20 protein-coding genes and 1 riboswitch are annotated in these 17,850 nt (G+C 62.9%); of the genes, 11 read left to right on the top strand and 9 right to left on the bottom strand.

What is annotated here, in order from left to right:
• Positions 1-150: 150 nt before the first annotated feature.
• From ftsE to NP503_RS31235, 3 genes are all read left to right on the top strand, one after another.
• Positions 151-810: a cell division ATP-binding protein FtsE gene (ftsE, locus tag NP503_RS31245; protein WP_010911739.1), complete on the top strand. Its 660-nt coding sequence runs from the start codon at positions 151-153 to the stop codon at positions 808-810.
• The gene (locus tag NP503_RS31240) at positions 803-1,798 is read left to right on the top strand and encodes an ABC transporter permease (protein WP_027038121.1); all 996 of its coding nucleotides are present in this window, start codon (positions 803-805) and stop codon (positions 1,796-1,798) included. Before ftsE ends, NP503_RS31240 begins: the two co-directional genes overlap by 8 nt.
• Positions 1,799-1,930: 132 nt before the next feature.
• On the top strand, positions 1,931-2,656 hold the full coding sequence (locus tag NP503_RS31235; RefSeq protein ID WP_127270825.1) for a YdcF family protein: 726 nt from the start codon (positions 1,931-1,933) through the stop codon (positions 2,654-2,656).
• Here the strand turns inward: NP503_RS31235 and NP503_RS31230 are convergent, their stop codons facing one another.
• Complete coding sequence (locus NP503_RS31230) at positions 2,657-3,289, bottom strand: pyridoxamine 5'-phosphate oxidase family protein (protein WP_127270827.1); 633 nt, start codon at positions 3,287-3,289, stop codon at positions 2,657-2,659.
• Between the two features lie 24 nt (positions 3,290-3,313).
• A complete protein-coding gene (locus NP503_RS31225; RefSeq protein WP_127270828.1) occupies positions 3,314-3,784 on the bottom strand; it encodes a DUF1348 family protein in 471 nt (156 codons plus the stop codon).
• A 117-nt stretch (positions 3,785-3,901) separates the two neighbouring features.
• Here NP503_RS31225 and NP503_RS31220 point away from each other — a divergent pair, with 117 nt between their 5' ends.
• Both NP503_RS31220 and NP503_RS31215 read left to right on the top strand, forming a co-directional pair.
• Positions 3,902-4,804, top strand: a complete 903-nt coding sequence (locus NP503_RS31220; RefSeq protein ID WP_127271084.1) for a LysR family transcriptional regulator — start codon at positions 3,902-3,904, stop codon at positions 4,802-4,804.
• A gap of 123 nt (positions 4,805-4,927) precedes the next feature.
• Positions 4,928-5,728: a 1-acyl-sn-glycerol-3-phosphate acyltransferase gene (locus tag NP503_RS31215; RefSeq protein ID WP_127268948.1), complete on the top strand. Its 801-nt coding sequence runs from the start codon at positions 4,928-4,930 to the stop codon at positions 5,726-5,728.
• Positions 5,729-5,753: 25 nt separating this feature from the next.
• Here NP503_RS31215 and NP503_RS31210 read toward each other — a convergent pair whose 3' ends face one another.
• From NP503_RS31210 to NP503_RS31200, 3 genes are all read right to left on the bottom strand, one after another.
• Positions 5,754-6,380 carry a LysE family translocator gene (locus NP503_RS31210; RefSeq protein ID WP_127268946.1) on the bottom strand — a complete coding sequence of 209 codons (627 nt, stop codon included), beginning with the start codon at positions 6,378-6,380 and terminating at the stop codon, positions 5,754-5,756.
• A 90-nt stretch (positions 6,381-6,470) separates the two neighbouring features.
• Positions 6,471-7,418: an aldo/keto reductase gene (locus tag NP503_RS31205; protein WP_127268945.1), complete on the bottom strand. Its 948-nt coding sequence runs from the start codon at positions 7,416-7,418 to the stop codon at positions 6,471-6,473.
• Positions 7,419-7,539: 121 nt separating this feature from the next.
• Positions 7,540-8,061, bottom strand: a complete 522-nt coding sequence (locus tag NP503_RS31200; protein WP_127268943.1) for a gamma-glutamylcyclotransferase — start codon at positions 8,059-8,061, stop codon at positions 7,540-7,542.
• A 142-nt stretch (positions 8,062-8,203) separates the two neighbouring features.
• Between NP503_RS31200 and NP503_RS31195 the strand changes: the two genes are divergently transcribed.
• Positions 8,204-9,202: a DUF2125 domain-containing protein gene (locus NP503_RS31195; protein ID WP_127268941.1), complete on the top strand. Its 999-nt coding sequence runs from the start codon at positions 8,204-8,206 to the stop codon at positions 9,200-9,202.
• Between the two features lie 7 nt (positions 9,203-9,209).
• Complete coding sequence (locus tag NP503_RS31190) at positions 9,210-10,133, top strand: sugar kinase (RefSeq protein ID WP_127268939.1); 924 nt, start codon at positions 9,210-9,212, stop codon at positions 10,131-10,133.
• A gap of 89 nt (positions 10,134-10,222) precedes the next feature.
• Here NP503_RS31190 and NP503_RS31185 read toward each other — a convergent pair whose 3' ends face one another.
• Both NP503_RS31185 and hisC read right to left on the bottom strand, forming a co-directional pair.
• Positions 10,223-11,158: a prephenate/arogenate dehydrogenase family protein gene (locus NP503_RS31185; protein ID WP_206517072.1), complete on the bottom strand. Its 936-nt coding sequence runs from the start codon at positions 11,156-11,158 to the stop codon at positions 10,223-10,225.
• Between the two features lie 5 nt (positions 11,159-11,163).
• A complete protein-coding gene (gene hisC, locus NP503_RS31180) occupies positions 11,164-12,273 on the bottom strand; it encodes a histidinol-phosphate transaminase (protein WP_127271089.1) in 1,110 nt (369 codons plus the stop codon).
• A 136-nt stretch (positions 12,274-12,409) separates the two neighbouring features.
• Positions 12,410-12,487: riboswitch (SAM riboswitch) on the top strand.
• Positions 12,488-12,601: 114 nt separating this feature from the next.
• Between hisC and NP503_RS31175 the strand changes: the two genes are divergently transcribed.
• Together NP503_RS31175 and metW are read left to right on the top strand one after the other, a co-directional pair.
• Positions 12,602-13,771 carry a homoserine O-acetyltransferase gene (locus tag NP503_RS31175; RefSeq protein ID WP_127271091.1) on the top strand — a complete coding sequence of 390 codons (1,170 nt, stop codon included), beginning with the start codon at positions 12,602-12,604 and terminating at the stop codon, positions 13,769-13,771.
• A complete protein-coding gene (gene metW / locus NP503_RS31170; RefSeq protein ID WP_127268377.1) occupies positions 13,768-14,385 on the top strand; it encodes a methionine biosynthesis protein MetW in 618 nt (205 codons plus the stop codon). The genes NP503_RS31175 and metW overlap by 4 nt, the downstream gene beginning before the upstream one ends.
• 7 nt (positions 14,386-14,392) lie before the next feature.
• Here metW and NP503_RS31165 read toward each other — a convergent pair whose 3' ends face one another.
• Positions 14,393-14,713 carry a DUF1330 domain-containing protein gene (locus NP503_RS31165; RefSeq protein ID WP_127268376.1) on the bottom strand — a complete coding sequence of 107 codons (321 nt, stop codon included), beginning with the start codon at positions 14,711-14,713 and terminating at the stop codon, positions 14,393-14,395.
• Between the two features lie 327 nt (positions 14,714-15,040).
• On the opposite strand from NP503_RS31165, the gene NP503_RS31160 reads away from it, so the two are divergent.
• Positions 15,041-15,997 (top strand): glycosyltransferase, encoded by a 957-nt coding sequence (locus tag NP503_RS31160; RefSeq protein WP_236383418.1) that lies wholly within the window; start codon positions 15,041-15,043, stop codon positions 15,995-15,997.
• Positions 15,998-16,012: 15 nt separating this feature from the next.
• The gene (locus tag NP503_RS31155; RefSeq protein WP_127268374.1) at positions 16,013-16,948 is read left to right on the top strand and encodes a glycosyltransferase family 2 protein; all 936 of its coding nucleotides are present in this window, start codon (positions 16,013-16,015) and stop codon (positions 16,946-16,948) included.
• A 70-nt stretch (positions 16,949-17,018) separates the two neighbouring features.
• Here the strand turns inward: NP503_RS31155 and NP503_RS31150 are convergent, their stop codons facing one another.
• Entirely contained in the window at positions 17,019-17,822 is an 804-nt protein-coding gene (locus NP503_RS31150; protein ID WP_127271093.1) for a DUF1194 domain-containing protein, read from the bottom strand.
• Positions 17,823-17,850: the final 28 nt, after the last annotated feature.

Here is a 17,850-nt window from a genome sequence, read left to right as displayed (position 1 = left end):
CGTAAACACAAATGGTTAACGCTTCCCCACCGGAGCCCTCGTGACGAGCCGAAAGAGCCCAGAAATTAACCGCCGGTTAACCATGCCGGCCGATGGTCTTTACCCAGAACAGGCCGGCTCGCCGCCGTGCCGAAATTCAGGTCGTCGAAATTGATTCGTTTCGAAAATGTCGGCCTCCGCTATGGCATGGGTCCGGAAATCCTCCGCGACATCTCCCTGCACATCCCGGAGCGCTCCTTCCAGTTCCTCAGCGGGCCTTCGGGCGCCGGCAAGACGACCTTGCTGCGCCTGCTGTTCATGTCGCTGAAGCCGACGCGCGGGCTGATCACCATCTTTGGCAAGGACCGTTCGCGCATCTCGCGCACCGAATTGCCGCATCTGCGCCGCCGCATCGGCGTGGTGTTCCAGGATTTTCGCCTGCTCGACCACATGACCACCTACGAGAACGTCGCGCTGCCGCTGCGCGTGCGCGGGCGCGAGGAGGCGAGCTACCGCACCGATGTCACCGAACTGTTGAAGTGGGTCGGGCTGGGCGAGCGCATGCACGTGCTGCCGCCGGTTCTGTCCGGCGGCGAGAAGCAGCGCGCGGCGATCGCGCGGGCGCTGATCGAGCAGCCGGAAATCCTGCTCGCCGACGAACCGACCGGCAATGTCGATCCGCCTCTGGCGCGACGCCTGCTGCGGCTGTTCATCGAGCTCAACCGGCTCGGCACCGCGGTGGTGATCGCCACCCACGACCTTGGCCTGATGGAACAGGTCGACGCGCGCCGCATGATCCTGGCCGGCGGAAGGCTGGACATCTATGACTGAACTGTCCGCCGAACATTTTGTGGAACGGGAGCAGGACGCCGAGGCGACCGAGGCAAAGCCCCGCGCCCAGCGCAGGATGGCGCCGATCGTGCCGGCGCAGAACATCGCTGGCCGGGCACTGGTCCTGGTGATCGCCATCATGACCTTCCTGTCCTGCCTGACTTTCGGCGCAGTGACGCTGGTGCGCGACACAGCGTCCGTCTGGGAGAACCAGATTTCGCGCGAGGCGACCATCCAGATCAAGCCGGTCGACGGCCTCGACATGGAAGCAGCCCTTACCCAGGCCTCCCAGATCGCCGGGGAATTCCCTGGCGTCAAGACGACCCGGATCATCGACCGCGAGGCGACCGCGAGGCTCCTTGAGCCCTGGCTGGGCTCGGGGCTCAACATCGATGAATTACCCGTGCCGCGCCTGATCATCGTCACCATCGACGAGAACAGCCCGCCCGATTTCGCTGCCATGCGCGCCGCGATCACGCCGAAACTGCCGAGCGCATCGCTCGATGATCACCGCACCTGGGTCGACCGGCTGGTAGCGATGGCCCGCACCACGGTGACCATCGGCATTGCCGTGCTGGCATTGATGCTGTCGGCGACCGTGCTGACCGTGGTGTTCGCGACGCGCGGCGCCATGGCCGGCAACGGTCACATCATCGAAGTGCTGCATTTCGTCGGCGCCGAAGCACGCTTCATCGCGCGCGAATTCCGCCGGCATTTCCTGGTCACCGGCATGAAGGGAGCGGCGGCCGGCGGTGCCGCGGCAGTGCTCGTCTTCATCGTCTTTTCCTGGTGGTCGTCGCGCAATATGGCGACGCCGCAGGCCGACCAGGCGACCGCCCTGTTCGGCAATTTCGCCATCGGTTCGGCAGGCTATCTCGGTGTCGTGTTGATGGTGCTGGTGATCGGCGGACTGACGGCTGCCACGTCCCACGCCACCGTCGTTGCCTATCTCAGCGACATCGATGTCCGCCAGCCGGATGCAGGCTAATTCATGTCGCCCAAAAGTGGAACCGGTTTTGGGACAACGACATAGATAGGACAGGGTGATCACGGATGGAGAATTCACGTAACGCAAAGTGCGTCTTTTACCTACCCAAAGCCGCATTTCAGGATTAACCATATGGCGATGGACGCGCGGGATTCGACCGGTACGGCTGGGCAGATGCCAGTGGTGGTTGCCCGTTCGCATGGCCGCTCCACTGTGAGCCGTCTAAGAGCCGCGTTGCGCCTGTCCGCTCTCTCTGTCCTCATCCTCGCAACATTGTTTGCCGGCGGCTTCGGCTGGTTCGCCAATAAGGTCAGTCACCTGACCACGCCTGCCAATCCGGCCAAGGCGGACGCGATCATCGTGCTGACCGGCGGCCAGTCCCGCCTCGATGCGGCGATGGATCTGCTGGCGTCCGGCAAGGGCGAGCGGCTGCTGATCAGCGGCGTCCATCCTTCGGCCAGCCGCCGCCAGTTGCAGGCGGCGACCGGCGGCGACAAGAAACTGTTCTCCTGCTGCGTCGACATCGACCGCGCCGCGCTCGATACGATCGGCAATGCGGAGGAAAGCGCCAAATGGGTCGAGAGCCACGCCTATGGCACGGTGATCCTTGTCACCAACAATTATCATATGCCCCGCAGCCTGCTGGAAATGGGCAGGCTGCTGCATGGCGCCAAGCTCGAGCCCTATCCGGTGGTCAATTCCAACCTCGACAATGGCGGCTGGCTGACCAAGCCGCGGGCATTGCGCGTGCTGTTCACCGAATACAACAAGTATTTGCTGGCGCTGGCGCGCGGCATCGTGCCGGTCAAGCCGACGCCCAACGGCATCGCACTGGCCGAAACCGCAGCCGGCGGCTGATCATTCCCCTGCGGCCGTGCCCGAATTTCCCCTGAGCCGTGCGATCTCCTGCTCAAGACGTTCGATACGCTTGTCCCGCTCGCCGAGTGCCGCCGCCACGTCGGCTGCCTCGAACCGTTGCGGGATGTGCTGCGGGCAATTGGCATCCCAGGCCGAGACCGTGAACAGGATGACCTGCTCGGGGCGCGCTCTGTAGTCTTGCGGCATCAGTTTCGCCATCAGCTCGGCGTCACTCTCGACGACCCGCGCCGTGCCCCAGATCTTGATGCGCTGGCGGTGCATATAGTCGATCAGGAACAGGAACGCCCTTGGATTGTCGGCCAGATTGCCCTGCGTGATGAACTGCCGGTTGCCGGAAAAATCCGCGAAGCCGATCGTATGTTCATCCAGCACCTTGAGGAAGCCGGCCGGCCCGCCGCGATGCTGGACATAGGGCTGCCCCTCGCCATTGGCGGTCGACAGAAAGACGCTGGTCTGCATTTCGATGAAGGCGGCAAGGTCCGGGGTGATGCCGGCCTGCCAGCCGCCACGCTCCTCGACGCGGGCATAGGACTGACGTGAGCCCTTGCGGGTCTGGATTGCCTTGACGGTCGGCGTGAAGGCGACGTCGCTGGTGAAAGCATGCGCGTTCATCGAAAGCCTCCTTGCGGCAAGATGCTAAAGTCCGAGCTCCGACAGTGTCGGGTGGTCGTCCGGCCGCCGGCCGAGCGGCCAGTGATACTTACGATCGGACTCGCCGATCGGCAGGTCGTTGATGCTGGCGATGCGCAGGCGCATCAGCCCGTGTTCATCGAATTCCCAGTTCTCGTTGCCGTAGCTGCGGAACCATGAACCGCTGTCGTCGCGCCATTCGTAAGCGAAACGCACGGCGATGCGGTTGCCGTGGAAGGCCCAGACCTCCTTGATCAGCCGGTAGTCGAGCTCGCGACTCCATTTGCGCGTCAGGAAGGCCTGGATGGCGTCGCGGCCTTGCAGGAATTCGGCGCGGTTGCGCCAGCGGCTGTCCTTGGTATAGGCGAGCGCAACCCGCGCCGGATCGCGTGAATTCCAGGCATCCTCGGCCATGCGCGCCTTCTGTGCTGATGTCTCGGCGGTAAACGGCGGCAGCGGCGGTCGGGCTTCGGACATGGCAACTCCTTTGTGGGCCATGCTGCGGGCAGGCCGACAGACACAATATAGAGCCTTCCATCATTCAAATGGAGATGACATATTCGTAACCTGTCCTTCCATTTTCCGGAAGAAGCTATGGATCGTCTCGAAGCCATGTCGCTCTTTGTCGCCGCGGTGGAGGCCGGCAGCCTTTCCGCGGCCAGCCGCCGTTTCGGCATTCCGCTGGCGACGGTCAGCCGCAAGATTTCCGATCTCGAGCGCCATCTGAACACACGTCTCCTGAATCGCTCGACGCGACGGCTGACACCGACCGATGCCGGCCAGGCCTATCTTGCCGCCTGCCGCCGCATCCTGGACGAGGTCGGCGAGGCCGAACGCACGGCAGCCGGCGAATACAGCGCGCCGACCGGCGAATTGGCCATCACCGCGCCGGTCGTCTTTGGCCGCCTGCACGTGCTGCCGGTCGTCACCGGCTTTCTCGCCGCCTATCCAGACGTGGACATCCGCCTGACATTGGCCGACCGCATAACCCAGCTGGTCGAGGACCATTTCGATCTCGCCATCCGCATCGGCCAGTTGCCCGATTCGAGCCTGGTCGCCATCGGCGTCGGCGCGATCCGCCGCGTCGTCTGCGCCAGCCCGGCCTATCTTGCCGAACACGGCACGCCGACCACCCCGGAGGATCTGGAAACACACGATTGCATCACCTTCGAGGGACTTGCCTCCGCCGCCAGTTGGAGCTTCACCAAGGGCAAGGCCGAAATCCCGGTTCGGGTCCGCTCGCGGCTTCAGGTCAACACCGCCGAAGCGGCCATCGATGCGGCGATTGCCGGCGTCGGGCTGACACGCGTGCTTTCCTACCAGATCGAAGCCGCGCTGCGGTCCGGCACGCTGCGCATCCTGCTGCAGGAGTTTGAGCCAAAGCCATGGCCGGTAAGCCTGGTGCATGCGGGCCACGGCCTGCTGCCGGTCAAGCTGCGCGCATTCCTCGATTTTGCCGCCCCGCGCCTGAAGGAGCGGCTGGCGCGGCTGATGTAGCGGAACCAGGCCAACCCCCATTGGCGACCGTTCTTCGTTGCCAGCCAAAGCGCCCTGCGGCCATTTCCTTTTTTCCCGCGCTTGGTGTAACCAACGCTCACCTCCTCACCGGGCTCCCCCCAAATGCTCTACATCAGATCGCTGACGTTCAATTTCGTCTTTTACGTCAACCTGATCGTCCAGATGATCCTCTGGACCCCATACTATTTCCTGTCGCCCCGGCACCGCGCCTGGTTCGTGCCGAAATTTTGGTCGCGCACCTCGATGTGGCTTTACGACAAGATCGCCGGAACGAAGAGCGAGATCACCGGCCGGGAAAACCTGCCCGAAGGCTCCTTCATCCTGGCCCCCAAACACCAGTCGTTCTGGGATGCGATCGCCTTCTTTCCCTATCTTCACGACCCGCTCTACATCCTGAAGCGCGAGCTCACCTGGATCCCGTTCTTCGGCTGGTACATCATGAAGATGCGCATGATTCCGGTTCATCGCGGCAGCCGTTCGAAAGCGCTGAAGGCCGTGGTCGCCGCGACCAAGGCGGAGATGGCGCGCAATCCTCGCCAGCTCATCATCTACCCCGAAGGGACAAGACGCGCGCCGGGCGACGAGCCGGCCTACAAATACGGCATCGTCGAAATCTATGCGCAACTTGGCATTCCGGTGGTGCCGGTTGCCCATGTCGCCGGTCTCTATTGGCCGCGTCGAAAATTTCTGCGCTACCCCGGCACCGTGAAGGCGCGCTTCCTGCCGCCGATCCCACCGGGACTGAGCAAGGACGAATTCATGGCCCGGCTGATCGGCGAGACCGAGGCTGCCTGCGACCAGTTCCTGATTGATGCCGCGCGCGGCCCAAACCCGCCTGCCTTGCCGCCGACAGCGGTGAAAAGACTGCAAGAGCTGGACAACGCCGCAAGAACCAAAGCCTGAACCGGAAGTCTCCTGCCGGCAGTTCTCAGCCGAAAACGGCCAGCGCGGTGGTCAACACCAGCGTCGCGGCAAAGACCAGGTTGACGATCCGCGAGGCCGCCGGCCGGCGCAGGAAGCGCGCGAATGCCACTCCCAAGACAAGCCACAGAGCATGGATGGCGACGATCATCAGCGCGAGAGCCATCAGCTTCAGCCATGGACCAAGCTCAGTGTTACCCTGTTTGGGCGAAGCACCGGCGAACACGGCGGCGATTGCCACATAGGCCTTCGGATTGGCGACCGCGAGAAGGAATCCAGCCAGCCATGTTGGACACGAAGCCTCCGCGCCGCGTGCTGCCATGGGCGGCGCCGTGGCGATCTTGAAGGCGAGATAGAGGATGTAGGCCGCCGAGGCGAAAGCCAGCAACGGCGCCAGCTTCGGCATCGAGGTAAGCACCGCCATGACCCCGGTCGCGACAACCAGAAGCACGGCGATCGTGCCCAGGATGATTCCCCAGGCATAGCCCAGCGAGTGGCGCAAACCGAAGGCGGCCCCAACGGCGGTAACGCTTATCGTTGCCGGACCCGGGCTGCCCATGATCACCAGGGCGGCAAGCACGAGCGCGAGAAGTTGCCCCCAAAAGTCCGGCTGCGAAAGAAGCGGCTCAGTCATCTCTCCTCTGTCCTGCCTTGCGCGAAGAGACGGTATGGCAGGACCAGAGTGGCGTCTTGGACGTTCGTGCGAGGCGTCGCGCCTGAAGCTTCAGCCGCTCGCTTTGTCGAGTTCGGCCATGTCGGCGGCGGTCAGTTTCAGCGACGCCGCCCTGATCAGGCTGTCCATCTGTTCAGGCTTGGTGGCGCTGGCGATCGGCGCGGTGACACCCGGCCGCGCAATCACCCAGGCAAGCGCGACTTCCGCCTGCTTGGCCGAATGCCTTGATGAAACCGCGTCGAGTGCCGCAAGGATGCGCATGCCGCGCGCATTGAGATAGTCTTTCACGCCACCGCCGCGCGGGCTTTGACCGAGATCGGCATCGCTGCGGTATTTGCCGCTGAGAAAACCCTTGGCCAGGCTGAAATAGGTGATGACGCCGATGTCCTCGGCCACGCACAGATCGCGCAACGGCCCATCGAAGGACGAGCGATCGTAGAGATTGTATTCCGGCTGCAGCACCTCGTAGCGCGACAGACTGCGCAAGCTCGCCACATCGAGTGCGGCACGCAACTGGCCGGCGTCGAGATTCGAACAGCCGGCATAGCGGATTTTGCCCTTGGCGAGCAGCTTCTCGTAGGCGCCAAGCGTTTCTTCATAGGGCGTTGCGGGGTCCGGCCAGTGCGACAGATAGAGATCGATGACTTCGGTCTGCAGCCGCTTCAGCGATGCGTCGACGGCCTTTTCGATGTATGCGGCGGACAGGTCCTTGTGCCCCTGCCCCATATCCGAACCGACCTTCGTGATCACCACGACCTTGTCGCGATTGCCACGGTCTTTCATCCATTTGCCGATGATGGTTTCCGATTCACCGCCTTTGTGGCCGGGAACCCAGCGCGAATAGGCATCCGCCGTATCGATGGCGTTGAGGCCGGCGCCGACGAAGCGGTCGAGCAGGTCGAACGAGGTTTTCTCGTCGGCGGTCCAGCCGAAGACATTGCCGCCCAGAACCAGCGGCGCGATGGTAAGGTCGGTGCGACCGAGACGACGTTTCTGCAAGGCGGATCTCCGGGATGATTGGGGCGGGCAAATGGCGCCCGCGGGCTGAGGGTCGGAGCCTAACCTAGGTCTTGCCTGAACGAGGTCAAAGGCCTGGCCGCCTTTTTCCGCAGAGCCAGCTTCACAAAGGCGCGACCTGGCTGGCGACATCCTCCAGCCAGTGGTCGCTTATGCCCAGTGCCTCGAGATGCTCAAGCGTGCTCAGCACATAGTCCTCGTTGTTGCCGGACTGGCCGACCGCGCCGCGCACCACGGCCGCTGCATCCGCCGCGTCGAGCGCTCCGGCATATTGCTCGTGCTGGCGGTCGACAATGTAGACCACCGCGTCGACCGTACCGCCCCCGTCGAGGCGAATCTTGAGCATGCGCTCCAGATAGACATTGGTGACCAGTTCGCGCTCGCGAAGATAGGCCATGACCTCGTCGCGCAAGTCGCCGGGGACGCGGAATGCGAGGCCGACGCAGGACCCGCCACGGTCGAGGCCGAGCACCAGCCCCGGCCGCTCGCGCGTGCCGCGATGCACGAAGGAATAGACGCAGAGCGAGCGCCGGTAACCATGCAGGCGGGCACGCTGGGTTTCGACATGCGCGAATCCCGGCCGCCAGATCAGCGAGCCATAGCCAAACACCCAAAAATCGCCCATATCGCCGCGCCTGATTGCAAAAGATGCCAACACCGCACCCGGACCGGTGTTTTTTCCGCCCGTCCCGTCTAACTATTCGTCTGTCTGCCTGGCGGAATCGACCACCCGTCCGCAACACCCATGCGATAACGAGAGCCAAAGCATGACGTCAAGTGACGAACGCCAGCCAAGTAACCGTCGCCGCCTGTTCTGGCTTGCAGCATTCATCGTCCTGCTGTTCGCCCTCTACAGCGGCGGCTGGTTCTATCTGGCCGACCGCGTCAGGAGCGAGGCCGACAAGGCGGTCGCCACGCTCAACAAGAATGGCGTCGAGGCCGGCTGCGCCAATCTCCAGGTCAGCGGCTATCCCTTGAGCTTTACCGTCTCCTGCGACAACCTCGCCTATGAAGACGATGCCAGGAACATCGCGGCCTCAGCCGGCAGTTTCAACGCAGCCGCCCAGATCATCCAGCCTCTGTCGCCGGTTGCCAATCTGCGCGGCCCGCTCAGGACCTCAGTTCCGGACATGGTGCCGCTGTGGATCGACTGGGACAATCTGCAGGCCAATTTCAAATTGTGGTGGCCGCTGCCGCAGCGGATTTCTCTGGAGGCGGAGGGCCTGTCCGGCCAGACCGATCCGGCCGACGACACCGATCCGGTGCAACTGTTCAGCGCCGGCAAGGCATCGGGCCAGCTGCAGCCCAACGGCGAGGATATCGACTATCTCGGCAGTTTCGGCGATCTCGAGATCGACCCCGGCGCGATTGGCGGGCGCGTGCTTCCGGCGCTCGATGCCAGTGGCGACGTGACATTGAAGAACGGTGTCGCACTGATCGGCACGCAGGTGAAGAGCCTTCGTGGCCAGGCGATCGAGATCCGCAACCTTGACCTGTCGTCGGGCACGGCGCGCATCACCGTTTCGGGACCGCTCTCGGTTGATGCCGAGGGTCTGGTCAACGCCGATCTGATGATCAGGCTGAAGGACCCGAAGGCGGTGGCGGCCATCCTTGGCGCCGCCATACCCGAGCAGAAAAGCCAGATCGAGCAGGGTTTTTCTGCCCTGGCGGTGCTCGGCAACGAGCCGTCGATGCCGCTGAAGGTGGTCAGGGGCAAGGCCTCGCTCGGCTTCATTCCGCTGGGCAAGATCAAGCCGGTCGAATAGCTCAACCATGGCAAAACCCGTGAAGCTGCTGAGCGTTGGCGCCTTGACGCTGGACACCATCCTGCGCGTCGAGACACTGCCTGTGCATCAAGGCAAGTTCATTGCCTCCGACGGCGTCCAGATCGCCTCGGGCATGGCCACCAGTGCTGCCTGCGCCGCGCATCGCCTGGGGGCCGAGGTATCGCTGTGGGCGAGTGCGGGTGACGATGCCGTCGCCGACCAGCTCATCGCCGGCATCAAGGCCGAAGGCGTCGATTGCACCTTTGTGCGCCGCGTCAGAGGCGCCCGCTCGGCGCTGGCCTCGATCCTGGTCGACGCGCATGGCGAGCGCATCATCGTGCCGTTCTATGACGGGCTGGCCCAGGCCGATCCCGAAGTCTTGCCGGTCGCCGACCTCACGGCATTCGACGCCGTGCTGGTCGATGTCCGCTGGCCGGGCGCGGCAGCGTTGGCACTCAAGGCGGCACGCGCCGTTGGGCGTCCGGCGATCCTCGATGCCGACACCGCACCGTTGCCGGTCCTGGAACAGCTGTTGCCGCTCGCTACGCACATCGTCGCTTCGGAGCCGGCGGCGCGCATCGTCTGCGGCCAGGCGCTCGATCCGGAAACGGCTTGCGCCGATCTCGCCAGCCGCACCGACGCCTTTGTCGCGGTAACCGGCGGCGCGGCGGGCTGTTGGTGGCACGACCGTTCCGCAGGCTGTGTGCGCCATGTCGCGGCGCCGAAAATCAAGGCGGTCGACACACTGGCCGCCGGCGATGTCTTCCACGGCGCCTTCGCCGTCGGGTTGGCGGAAGCCATGCCGGTCGAGCAGGCTTTGCGCTTTGCCAGTGCGGCCGCGGCGCTCAAATGCCTGCGCTTCGGCGGCAGGCTGGGCGCGCCGGATAGGGCCGAGACGCTGGCCATGGTTGCGCAGGCCTGGCCAGCCTGAAACTGACGCTTTTGTTTTGACGCAATTCCCAAGGGAAAGCGCTAGCGCTTTTCCCGGGAAAAACGCCTCACACTTTTCCTGGAATTGCTCTAGCCCTTCGCGGGATGCTCGACGGCCTGGCGACCGAAATCGGGCACGTCGATGTCCTGGCCGGCTTCGATGATCGAGCGGCGCACAGCCCGCGTCCGGGTGAACAGGTCGAAGAGCTTTTCGCCATCGCCCCAGCGGATCGCGCGTTGCAGCGACGCCAGGTCTTCCGAGAACCGCGCCAGCATTTCGAGAATGGCGTCCTTGTTGTGCAGGCAGACATCCCGCCACATGGTCGGGTCGGAGGCGGCAAGGCGGGTGAAGTCGCGGAAGCCGGAAGCCGAATATTTGATCACTTCGGACTTGGTTACCGACTGCAGATCATCGGCGGTGCCGACGATGTTGTAGGCGATGATGTGCGGCAAATGCGAGACGATGGCCAGCGTCATGTCGTGATGCTGCGGATCCATCGTGTCGATGTTGGCGCCGCAGCGGCGCCAGAACTCCGACAGCCTCTCCAGCGCATCCGGGTCGGTGTCGGGCAGCGGCGTGAAGATGCACCAGCGATTGTCGAACAGGTCGGCGAAACCGGCGTCGGGGCCGGATTTTTCCGTGCCCGCCAGCGGGTGGCCGGGAATGAAATGGACGCCTTCAGGCACATAAGGCTGCATCTGCGCGATGACGGACGCCTTGGTCGAGCCGACATCGGTGAGGATCGCGCCCGGCTTCAGCGCCGGCGCGATTTCCTCGGCAACCGCGCCGGATGAGCCTACCGGCACCGAAATGATGACAAGGTCGGCATCGCGGACAGTCTCTCTCGCATCGGTGGTATAGCTATCGCCCAGCCCAAGCTCCTCGGCTCGCGCCAGCGTCGCCGCACTGCGCGTTGATATGGCTACGTGACGGGCCAGCCCCTCGCGGCGGATGACGCGGGCCAGCGACGAGCCGATCAGGCCGATGCCGACCAGCGCGATCTTTTCAAACATCGGTGATGTCATGGTCTCTAGCTTTTCAGGAATGTCGTGAGAGCGGCGACAACGCCGCGATTGGCCTCTTCGGTGCCGACGGTCATGCGCAACGCGTTGGGAAAGCCATAGCCCGAAACGCGCCGCAATATATAGCCGCGCGCCGTCAGATAGTCGTCCGCCGCCGCCGCCGAATGCTTCTGGTCATCGGGAAAATGAATGAGAACGAAATTGCCGACGCTCGGCGTTACCCGCAGCCCGAGCTTTGTGAATTCCTCGCTCAACCAGGCAAGCCAGGTCTCGTTGTGCGCCACGCTGCGCTCGACATGGGCGCGGTCGCGGATGGCTGCGATACCGGCCTCGATCGCCGTCGCATTGACGTTGAAGGGACCGCGCACGCGGTTGATGGCGTCGACGATATGCATCGGCGCATACATCCAGCCGATCCGCGCGCCACCGAGGCCGATCTTGGAGAAGGTACGGGTCATCACCACGTTCTCGGTGCTGCCGACCAACTCGATGCCGGCCTCATAGTCGTTGCGGCGGACATATTCGGCATAGGCCGCGTCGAGCACCAGAAGCACGTGCCTGGGCAGGCCGGCATGCAGCCGGCGCACCTCCTGGAACGGCACATAGGTGCCGGTCGGGTTGTTGGGATTGGCGAGGAACACGATCTTGGTGCGCGGCGTGACCGCGGCCAGGATGGCGTCGATGTCGGCGCGCTCATCTGTTTCCTTGATCGTCACCGGAACGGCACCCGCCGACTGGATGTAGATCTTGTAGACCATGAAGGCGTGTTCGGTGATGACGGCCTCGTCGCCGGGCGCCAGATAGGTCTGCGCCAGCAGGCCGAGAATCTCGTCGGAACCGTTGGAACATATGATGTTCTGAGGGTTGAGGCCATGCACCTCGGCGATCGCTTCGCGCAGCCGCCTGGCGGTGCCGTCGGGATAGATGTCGAGCTTGCCGGCAATCTCGCGCGCGGCTTCGATCGCTTTCGGCGAGGGCCCTAGCGGATTCTCGTTTGATGACAGCTTGTGGGCCTTGGCGACGCCGGCGGGCGCCGTGCTCTTGCCCGGCACATAGGCGTCGATGTCCATGATGCCCGCACGCGGGGTTGGACGTGCCTGGTCCGGTGTCTGGCTCATGTCGCAAAATCCGTCGAGAACGCTTCCTCGGGGAAGCCGCAGCGGAAATACAAGCCGTGGCCTGCAATGTCGAGAGGCGACAGCCATCGCCCAGGGCTGGCCGTTGACGACGGCGCGCCACAGCCCTAGAAGGGGTGCGAACTTCCGTGGTGATTTGGCCGGTCGGCTTGCAGCCACGTTAAACAACTTGCTAAAGGGCCGTTTGCATCCTGTAACCGGCTTTGCGACCGCAATGCCGGTTTTTTGTTGTCCGCGCCGGCCGGACACCCGTATCGGCATCGACTTTCGACAAACGCGATGCGTGGGCTCAAAGTGTGAGATGGATGTCATGGCCGTTCTGCGTGCCCGCAAAACCAACAACGAGGTCGACCAGCCGTCGAGCCCGGTTTTGCGTTTTGGATCCGACAAGCCGCTCAAGCTGGACGCCGGCACGCTGCTTTCACCGTTCCAGATCGCCTACCAGACCTACGGCACGCTGAACGATGCCCGCTCCAACGCCATCCTCGTCTGCCATGCACTGACCGGAGACCAGCACGTCGCCAGCACCAATCCGGTGACCGGCAAGCCTGGCTGGTGGGAAGTGCTGATCGGCCCCGGCAAGATCATCGACACCAATCGCTTCTTCGTCATCTGCTCCAATGTCATCGGCGGTTGCCTTGGGTCCACCGGTCCGGCCTCGACCAATCCCGCCACCGGCAAGCCCTATGGGCTTGACCTGCCCATTATCACCATTCGCGACATGGTGCGGGCGCAGCAGATGCTGATCGACCATTTCGGCATCGAAAAACTGTTTTGCGTGCTCGGCGGCTCGATGGGCGGCATGCAGGTGCTGGAATGGGCGTCGAGCTATCCGGAGCGCGTCTTCTCGGCGCTGCCGATCGCCACCGGCGCGCGCCATTCCTCGCAGAACATCGCCTTTCATGAGGTTGGCCGCCAGGCTGTCATGGCCGATCCGGACTGGCATGGCGGCAAATATTTCGAGCACGGCAAACGCCCGGAAAAGGGCCTGGCGGTAGCGCGCATGGCCGCCCACATCACTTACCTGTCGGAAGCCGCCCTGCACCGCAAGTTCGGCCGCAATCTGCAGGATCGCGAAGCGCTGACCTTCGGCTTTGACGCCGACTTCCAGATCGAAAGCTATCTGCGCCACCAGGGCATGACCTTCGTCGATCGCTTCGACGCCAATTCCTACCTCTACATGACGCGGTCGATGGACTATTTCGACCTTGCCGCCGACCATGGCGGCCGGCTGGCCGATGCTTTCGCCGGCACGAAAACCCGCTTCTGCCTGGTGTCGTTCACCTCGGACTGGCTTTTTCCGACCGAGGAGAGCCGCTCGATCGTGCATGCGCTCAACGCCGCCGGAGCATCGGTATCCTTCGTCGAGATCGAGACCGACCGCGGCCACGACGCATTCCTGCTCGACGAGCCGGAACTGTTTGCCGCCATCAACGGCTTCATCGGCTCGGCCGCCAGGGCGAGAGGGCTGGGCCTATGAGCGTCAACCGCGACCAGCGCGTCGACCTTGAAGTCGTCGCCAACCTCATCCCACCACAGTCGCGCGTGCTCGATGTCGGCTCGGGCGACGGCTCGCTGCTCGAATTGCTGCAGGACAGCAAGCAGGTCGACGGCCGTGGGCTCGAGCTGTCGCAGCGCGGCGTCAACGAATGCGTGGCGCGCGGCCTCTCGGTCATCCAAGGCGACGCCGACAAGGATCTCGAATTCTATCCCGATAAGGGCTTTGACTTCGTCGTCCTCTCGCAGACGCTGCAGGCCACCCGCAACCCGAAGCTGGTGCTCGACGAACTGCTCAGGATCGGCAATCGCGCCATCGTCTCCTTCCCCAATTTCGGCCATTGGCGTGTGCGTCTGTCACTGTTCGTCAACGGCCGCATGCCGGTGACCAAGGACCTGCCCTATTCCTGGTACGACACGCCCAACATCCACTTCTGCACCATCCGCGACTTCGTCAATCTGTGCGACGAGCTCGGCGCGACAGTCGAGAAGGCAACCGCTCTCGACGCCAACGGCCAGAAGATCGGCCTGTCGATGCCGTGGTGGTTCTGGAACTTCTTCGGCCAGCAGGCAGTGTTCTTGCTGAAACGGCAGTAGCCGCAAGCTATTCGAGGATGTCCGTGGCCTTGTGCGGATGTTCGACGCCGTCAGCAAACACCACGTCGGCCTCCGAATTGTCCGTGCGCAGCGCCAGAATCGCTTGATAGGCGGGCGAATTGTACCAGCCATGCACATGCTGCCTGTCGGGAAATTCGATGATAATCAGATGACCCGGCCAGTTGTTCTCGATCACCTCGACATCGCCGCCATGGACCAGAAAACGGCCGCCGAAAGGTTCCAGCGTGGCATCGATCTTGTGCAGGTATTCGACGATCTGCGGGCCCATCGTGGCTTGGCGCATATGGGCGACGGCGTAAGCGGTCATAAGTGCACTCCCTTTCAATCGAAGCCGATTGCCGGCTCCGCAGGCACAGATTGCCAAGGGTCGTGACAGAATTCGATTACCCCAAAAGTAATAAGAATGAGATGAGGCGATCGTGACGAATCGGCCTGCGTGATCCTGAGGCGGTTTCCAGTCTCCGGCCCTCAGGGTGTTGCCGTTGAGACGCAAGGTTGCGAATTCGTGGTTGCGGACGGATTGAACTCTGCAACCAGATGATGACACGGGAGCATGTTTTTCGTAGCGTCATGCCGGACGCGATGCCGAGCGAAGCACGGAGCGGGGAACCTGACCTATTCGATCGTTGTCGAAATGGAAAACGCCAAGTCCATCAATGAAGATGAGATCGGCGTTTCGTTCAGTGCTTTGGCACGGGAAATAGAAGCCGTGACGACAACCGGTCAATACATAAAACCGGAGGTCATCGTCGTTCACAGCGGACCAGATACCGACACACCGCTTCTGCGGCATCGTCTCACCGAAATTGTTCCGCAACTTGGCATGGTAGCAAACACGATCTTCAGCGCCTGCACAGGCGGCCGGTACTATGAGGTCAAGAACGCAGGCGCCGCGTTGGCCAAGGGCGACATCGTCATTTTCTGCGATTCCGATACAGTGATCGAAGACGGCTGGCTGTCGGCACTTCTCAAACCGCTCCAGGATCCGAAGACGATCGCCGTGAACGGTTACACCTATCTCGGCTGTGACGATTTCGCGTCGCGGACCTTTGCGCTTCTGTGGTTCTTCCCGCTGCGTGATGGTGATCGACGCTTTGCCTCCAAGCGCGCGATGAACGCTAACAATTGCGCCTTCCGCAGAAGCTGGTTAGCCGGCCATCCCTTTCCGGCCAGCAATGGATTCAAGGTTTCTTGCACGTTGCTCACCAGCCAGTTACGAGCAAGCGGGCATGATTTTGTCAGAGTCGATGCCCGGGCCAGCCATTATCCCCCGCGCGGTTGGCGCTTTTTCTTTTGGCGTGCCCTGGTCACCGGGCGCGATGCGGACCGGAAATATGTGGCACTGGCATCGCCATCCCAAGCCGCGCGAGTGCTGAAGGCGACAAGACGTTGGTTTTCGACATCCTGGAAAGTGGGTGGGCGTATTCTGACGCATGCAACTCGGCTCGGAATGCCGGCATGGCAGATCCCGTTTGCACTGATCGTCGGATTGGCCTTTTGCGCGCTGGTTTTTTGTGCACAAGCGGCCATGGCCCTTGGGCTGGTTCGGGACGAGGTTGAAAACGTGCCCCTCTACGTGGGACATAGCTGAAGCACTATGGTCAAAATGGGCAAAACCATCGAACCGACACCTCTCATCACGGTCATTACGCCGACCCACAACCGACGCGAAACGGTGTTGCGCGCCGTGGAAAGCGTACTCTCCCAGAGCATGTCGAGGCTTGAGCACATTGTCGTCGACGATGGTTCGACCGATGGAACCGAAGCGGCGCTGGCCCGCATCCAGGACCCGCGGCTGATCTATGTCGGGGCGAAATGGCGAGGCGCCAACGCAGCCAGGAATGCCGGCATCGAGCGCGCGCGGGCACCGTTGGTGACGTTCCTCGATTCCGACGACATCTATATGCCGCACCGGCTTGAACGAACCCTGACCTGGTTCGAGGAAAATCCTGCACTGCAAGTGCTGATCAGTTCGTTCGTGTCCCTGAAAGGCAATCGCATCACAAACTGCGTCAACCCCGAGGCGTTCGTGAGCCCCGCAATGCTGGAGCGGACGCTGGTTGGGCAGACCATCTTCATTGCCGGCTCCGCGATCACGGCTCGCCGCGAAGCCTTGCTGGCCATCGGCGGCTACGACAGCGACATCACCCGCATGCAGGATCGCGAATTGCTGCTGCGCCTTGCGCGGCGCTTCGGTGCGCAGTTGTCCAGGGATCTGGACTGGACGAAATACAATTCGGAGAACTCGATTTCCGGCCGCCGTGACGGCTATGTCGAGGCCTATGCGAACCTGATGGGCAAACATCCGCATATTGCCCATGCCTACCCGCACATTCCGCCTTACATGATCTCGCGGCAACTCATCGCCGACATCCTGCGAGGCAGGATACCGGAGGCATTTCAGGGCTACATGGCCAACCGTTCATCCAAAACGCTTGGCTATTCGCTGCCGGAATTGATGCAAGGCTATGTCCATGGCCGGCGCTGGCGCCGCGATCTCTCCAACGAGTTTCGCAATCAATTTGGTGCCCGGCCCGCTTAAGCCGAGAGGGATTCCGGGAAATTGTGGAACGGTTTTCCCTCCGGATCGCGTTAACCCCTCTGTCGAGAGCTCAACGGTCAAGTTCGGGAAAATACGGATCCGATAGAAACCGCCTGTCCCGTTCGCCTTGTAGGCAGTCTATCGGCGTCGCCGCGTCGACGGGGATGCTTCTCACCTCGTCCTGAATGCCGCTCACTTCCAGGAGCAGCTTGCGCCGGATGGCTGTCGAAAACTCGGCGGCGGCATAGATAGGCAGCACGAAGGAACCGGGTCCGCCGATCACGCACTGCGCATAATACTGGTCGAGATGGCTGAAGGTGGGCGACGGGCTGATCAGGATCGGCAGGCCATTGACGACGATGCCTTTGGCAGTCGCCGCATCACGCGTCGCGGTGACCGGCGGCCCGATATTGTTCGGTCCGTCGCCCGAAATATCGATGACGCTGCGTTCGCCCTGGAAAGACGTGCGGTCGAAAAGCTCGGTGCCGAAGGCCAGCGCGCCGGAAATCGAAGTGCCGCGAAAGCTGCGGAACGGGCGAGCCGCGACCTTGTCGGCAAAGCTGTTCGCGCTCTCGGCACTATCGATGATCTGCCAGCCGATGACCGCGTCGTCGCGGACCGTGCCGGCCCATTCGAAATAGGTCAGCGCTATGCGGCCCGTGGCGCCAGCGCGGACAGCCTTGATGAAGTCGGGATGCCGCAGCGCCTCGACATAACCGGCCCGCTGCAGGGCGAACTCCTTCTCGTCCATCGACAGCGAGATGTCGACCGCCAGCACCAGCTCGACGTCGACGGCGAGCGCATCCGGCGGCGAGGCCATCGGGGCAGCCTGGGCGCAGGCAAGACAGGCAAGCAGGCGAAGAGCATCAAGCATGGCCGTCGCCAGGGTTGTTCTCCCGAAG

This window comes from Mesorhizobium sp. SEMIA396, assembly GCF_024518615.1.
GTDB lineage: Bacteria > Pseudomonadota > Alphaproteobacteria > Rhizobiales > Rhizobiaceae > Mesorhizobium.
Note: the sequence above shows the minus strand (reverse complement) of the source record. Positions and strands in the feature narration are given on the sequence as shown.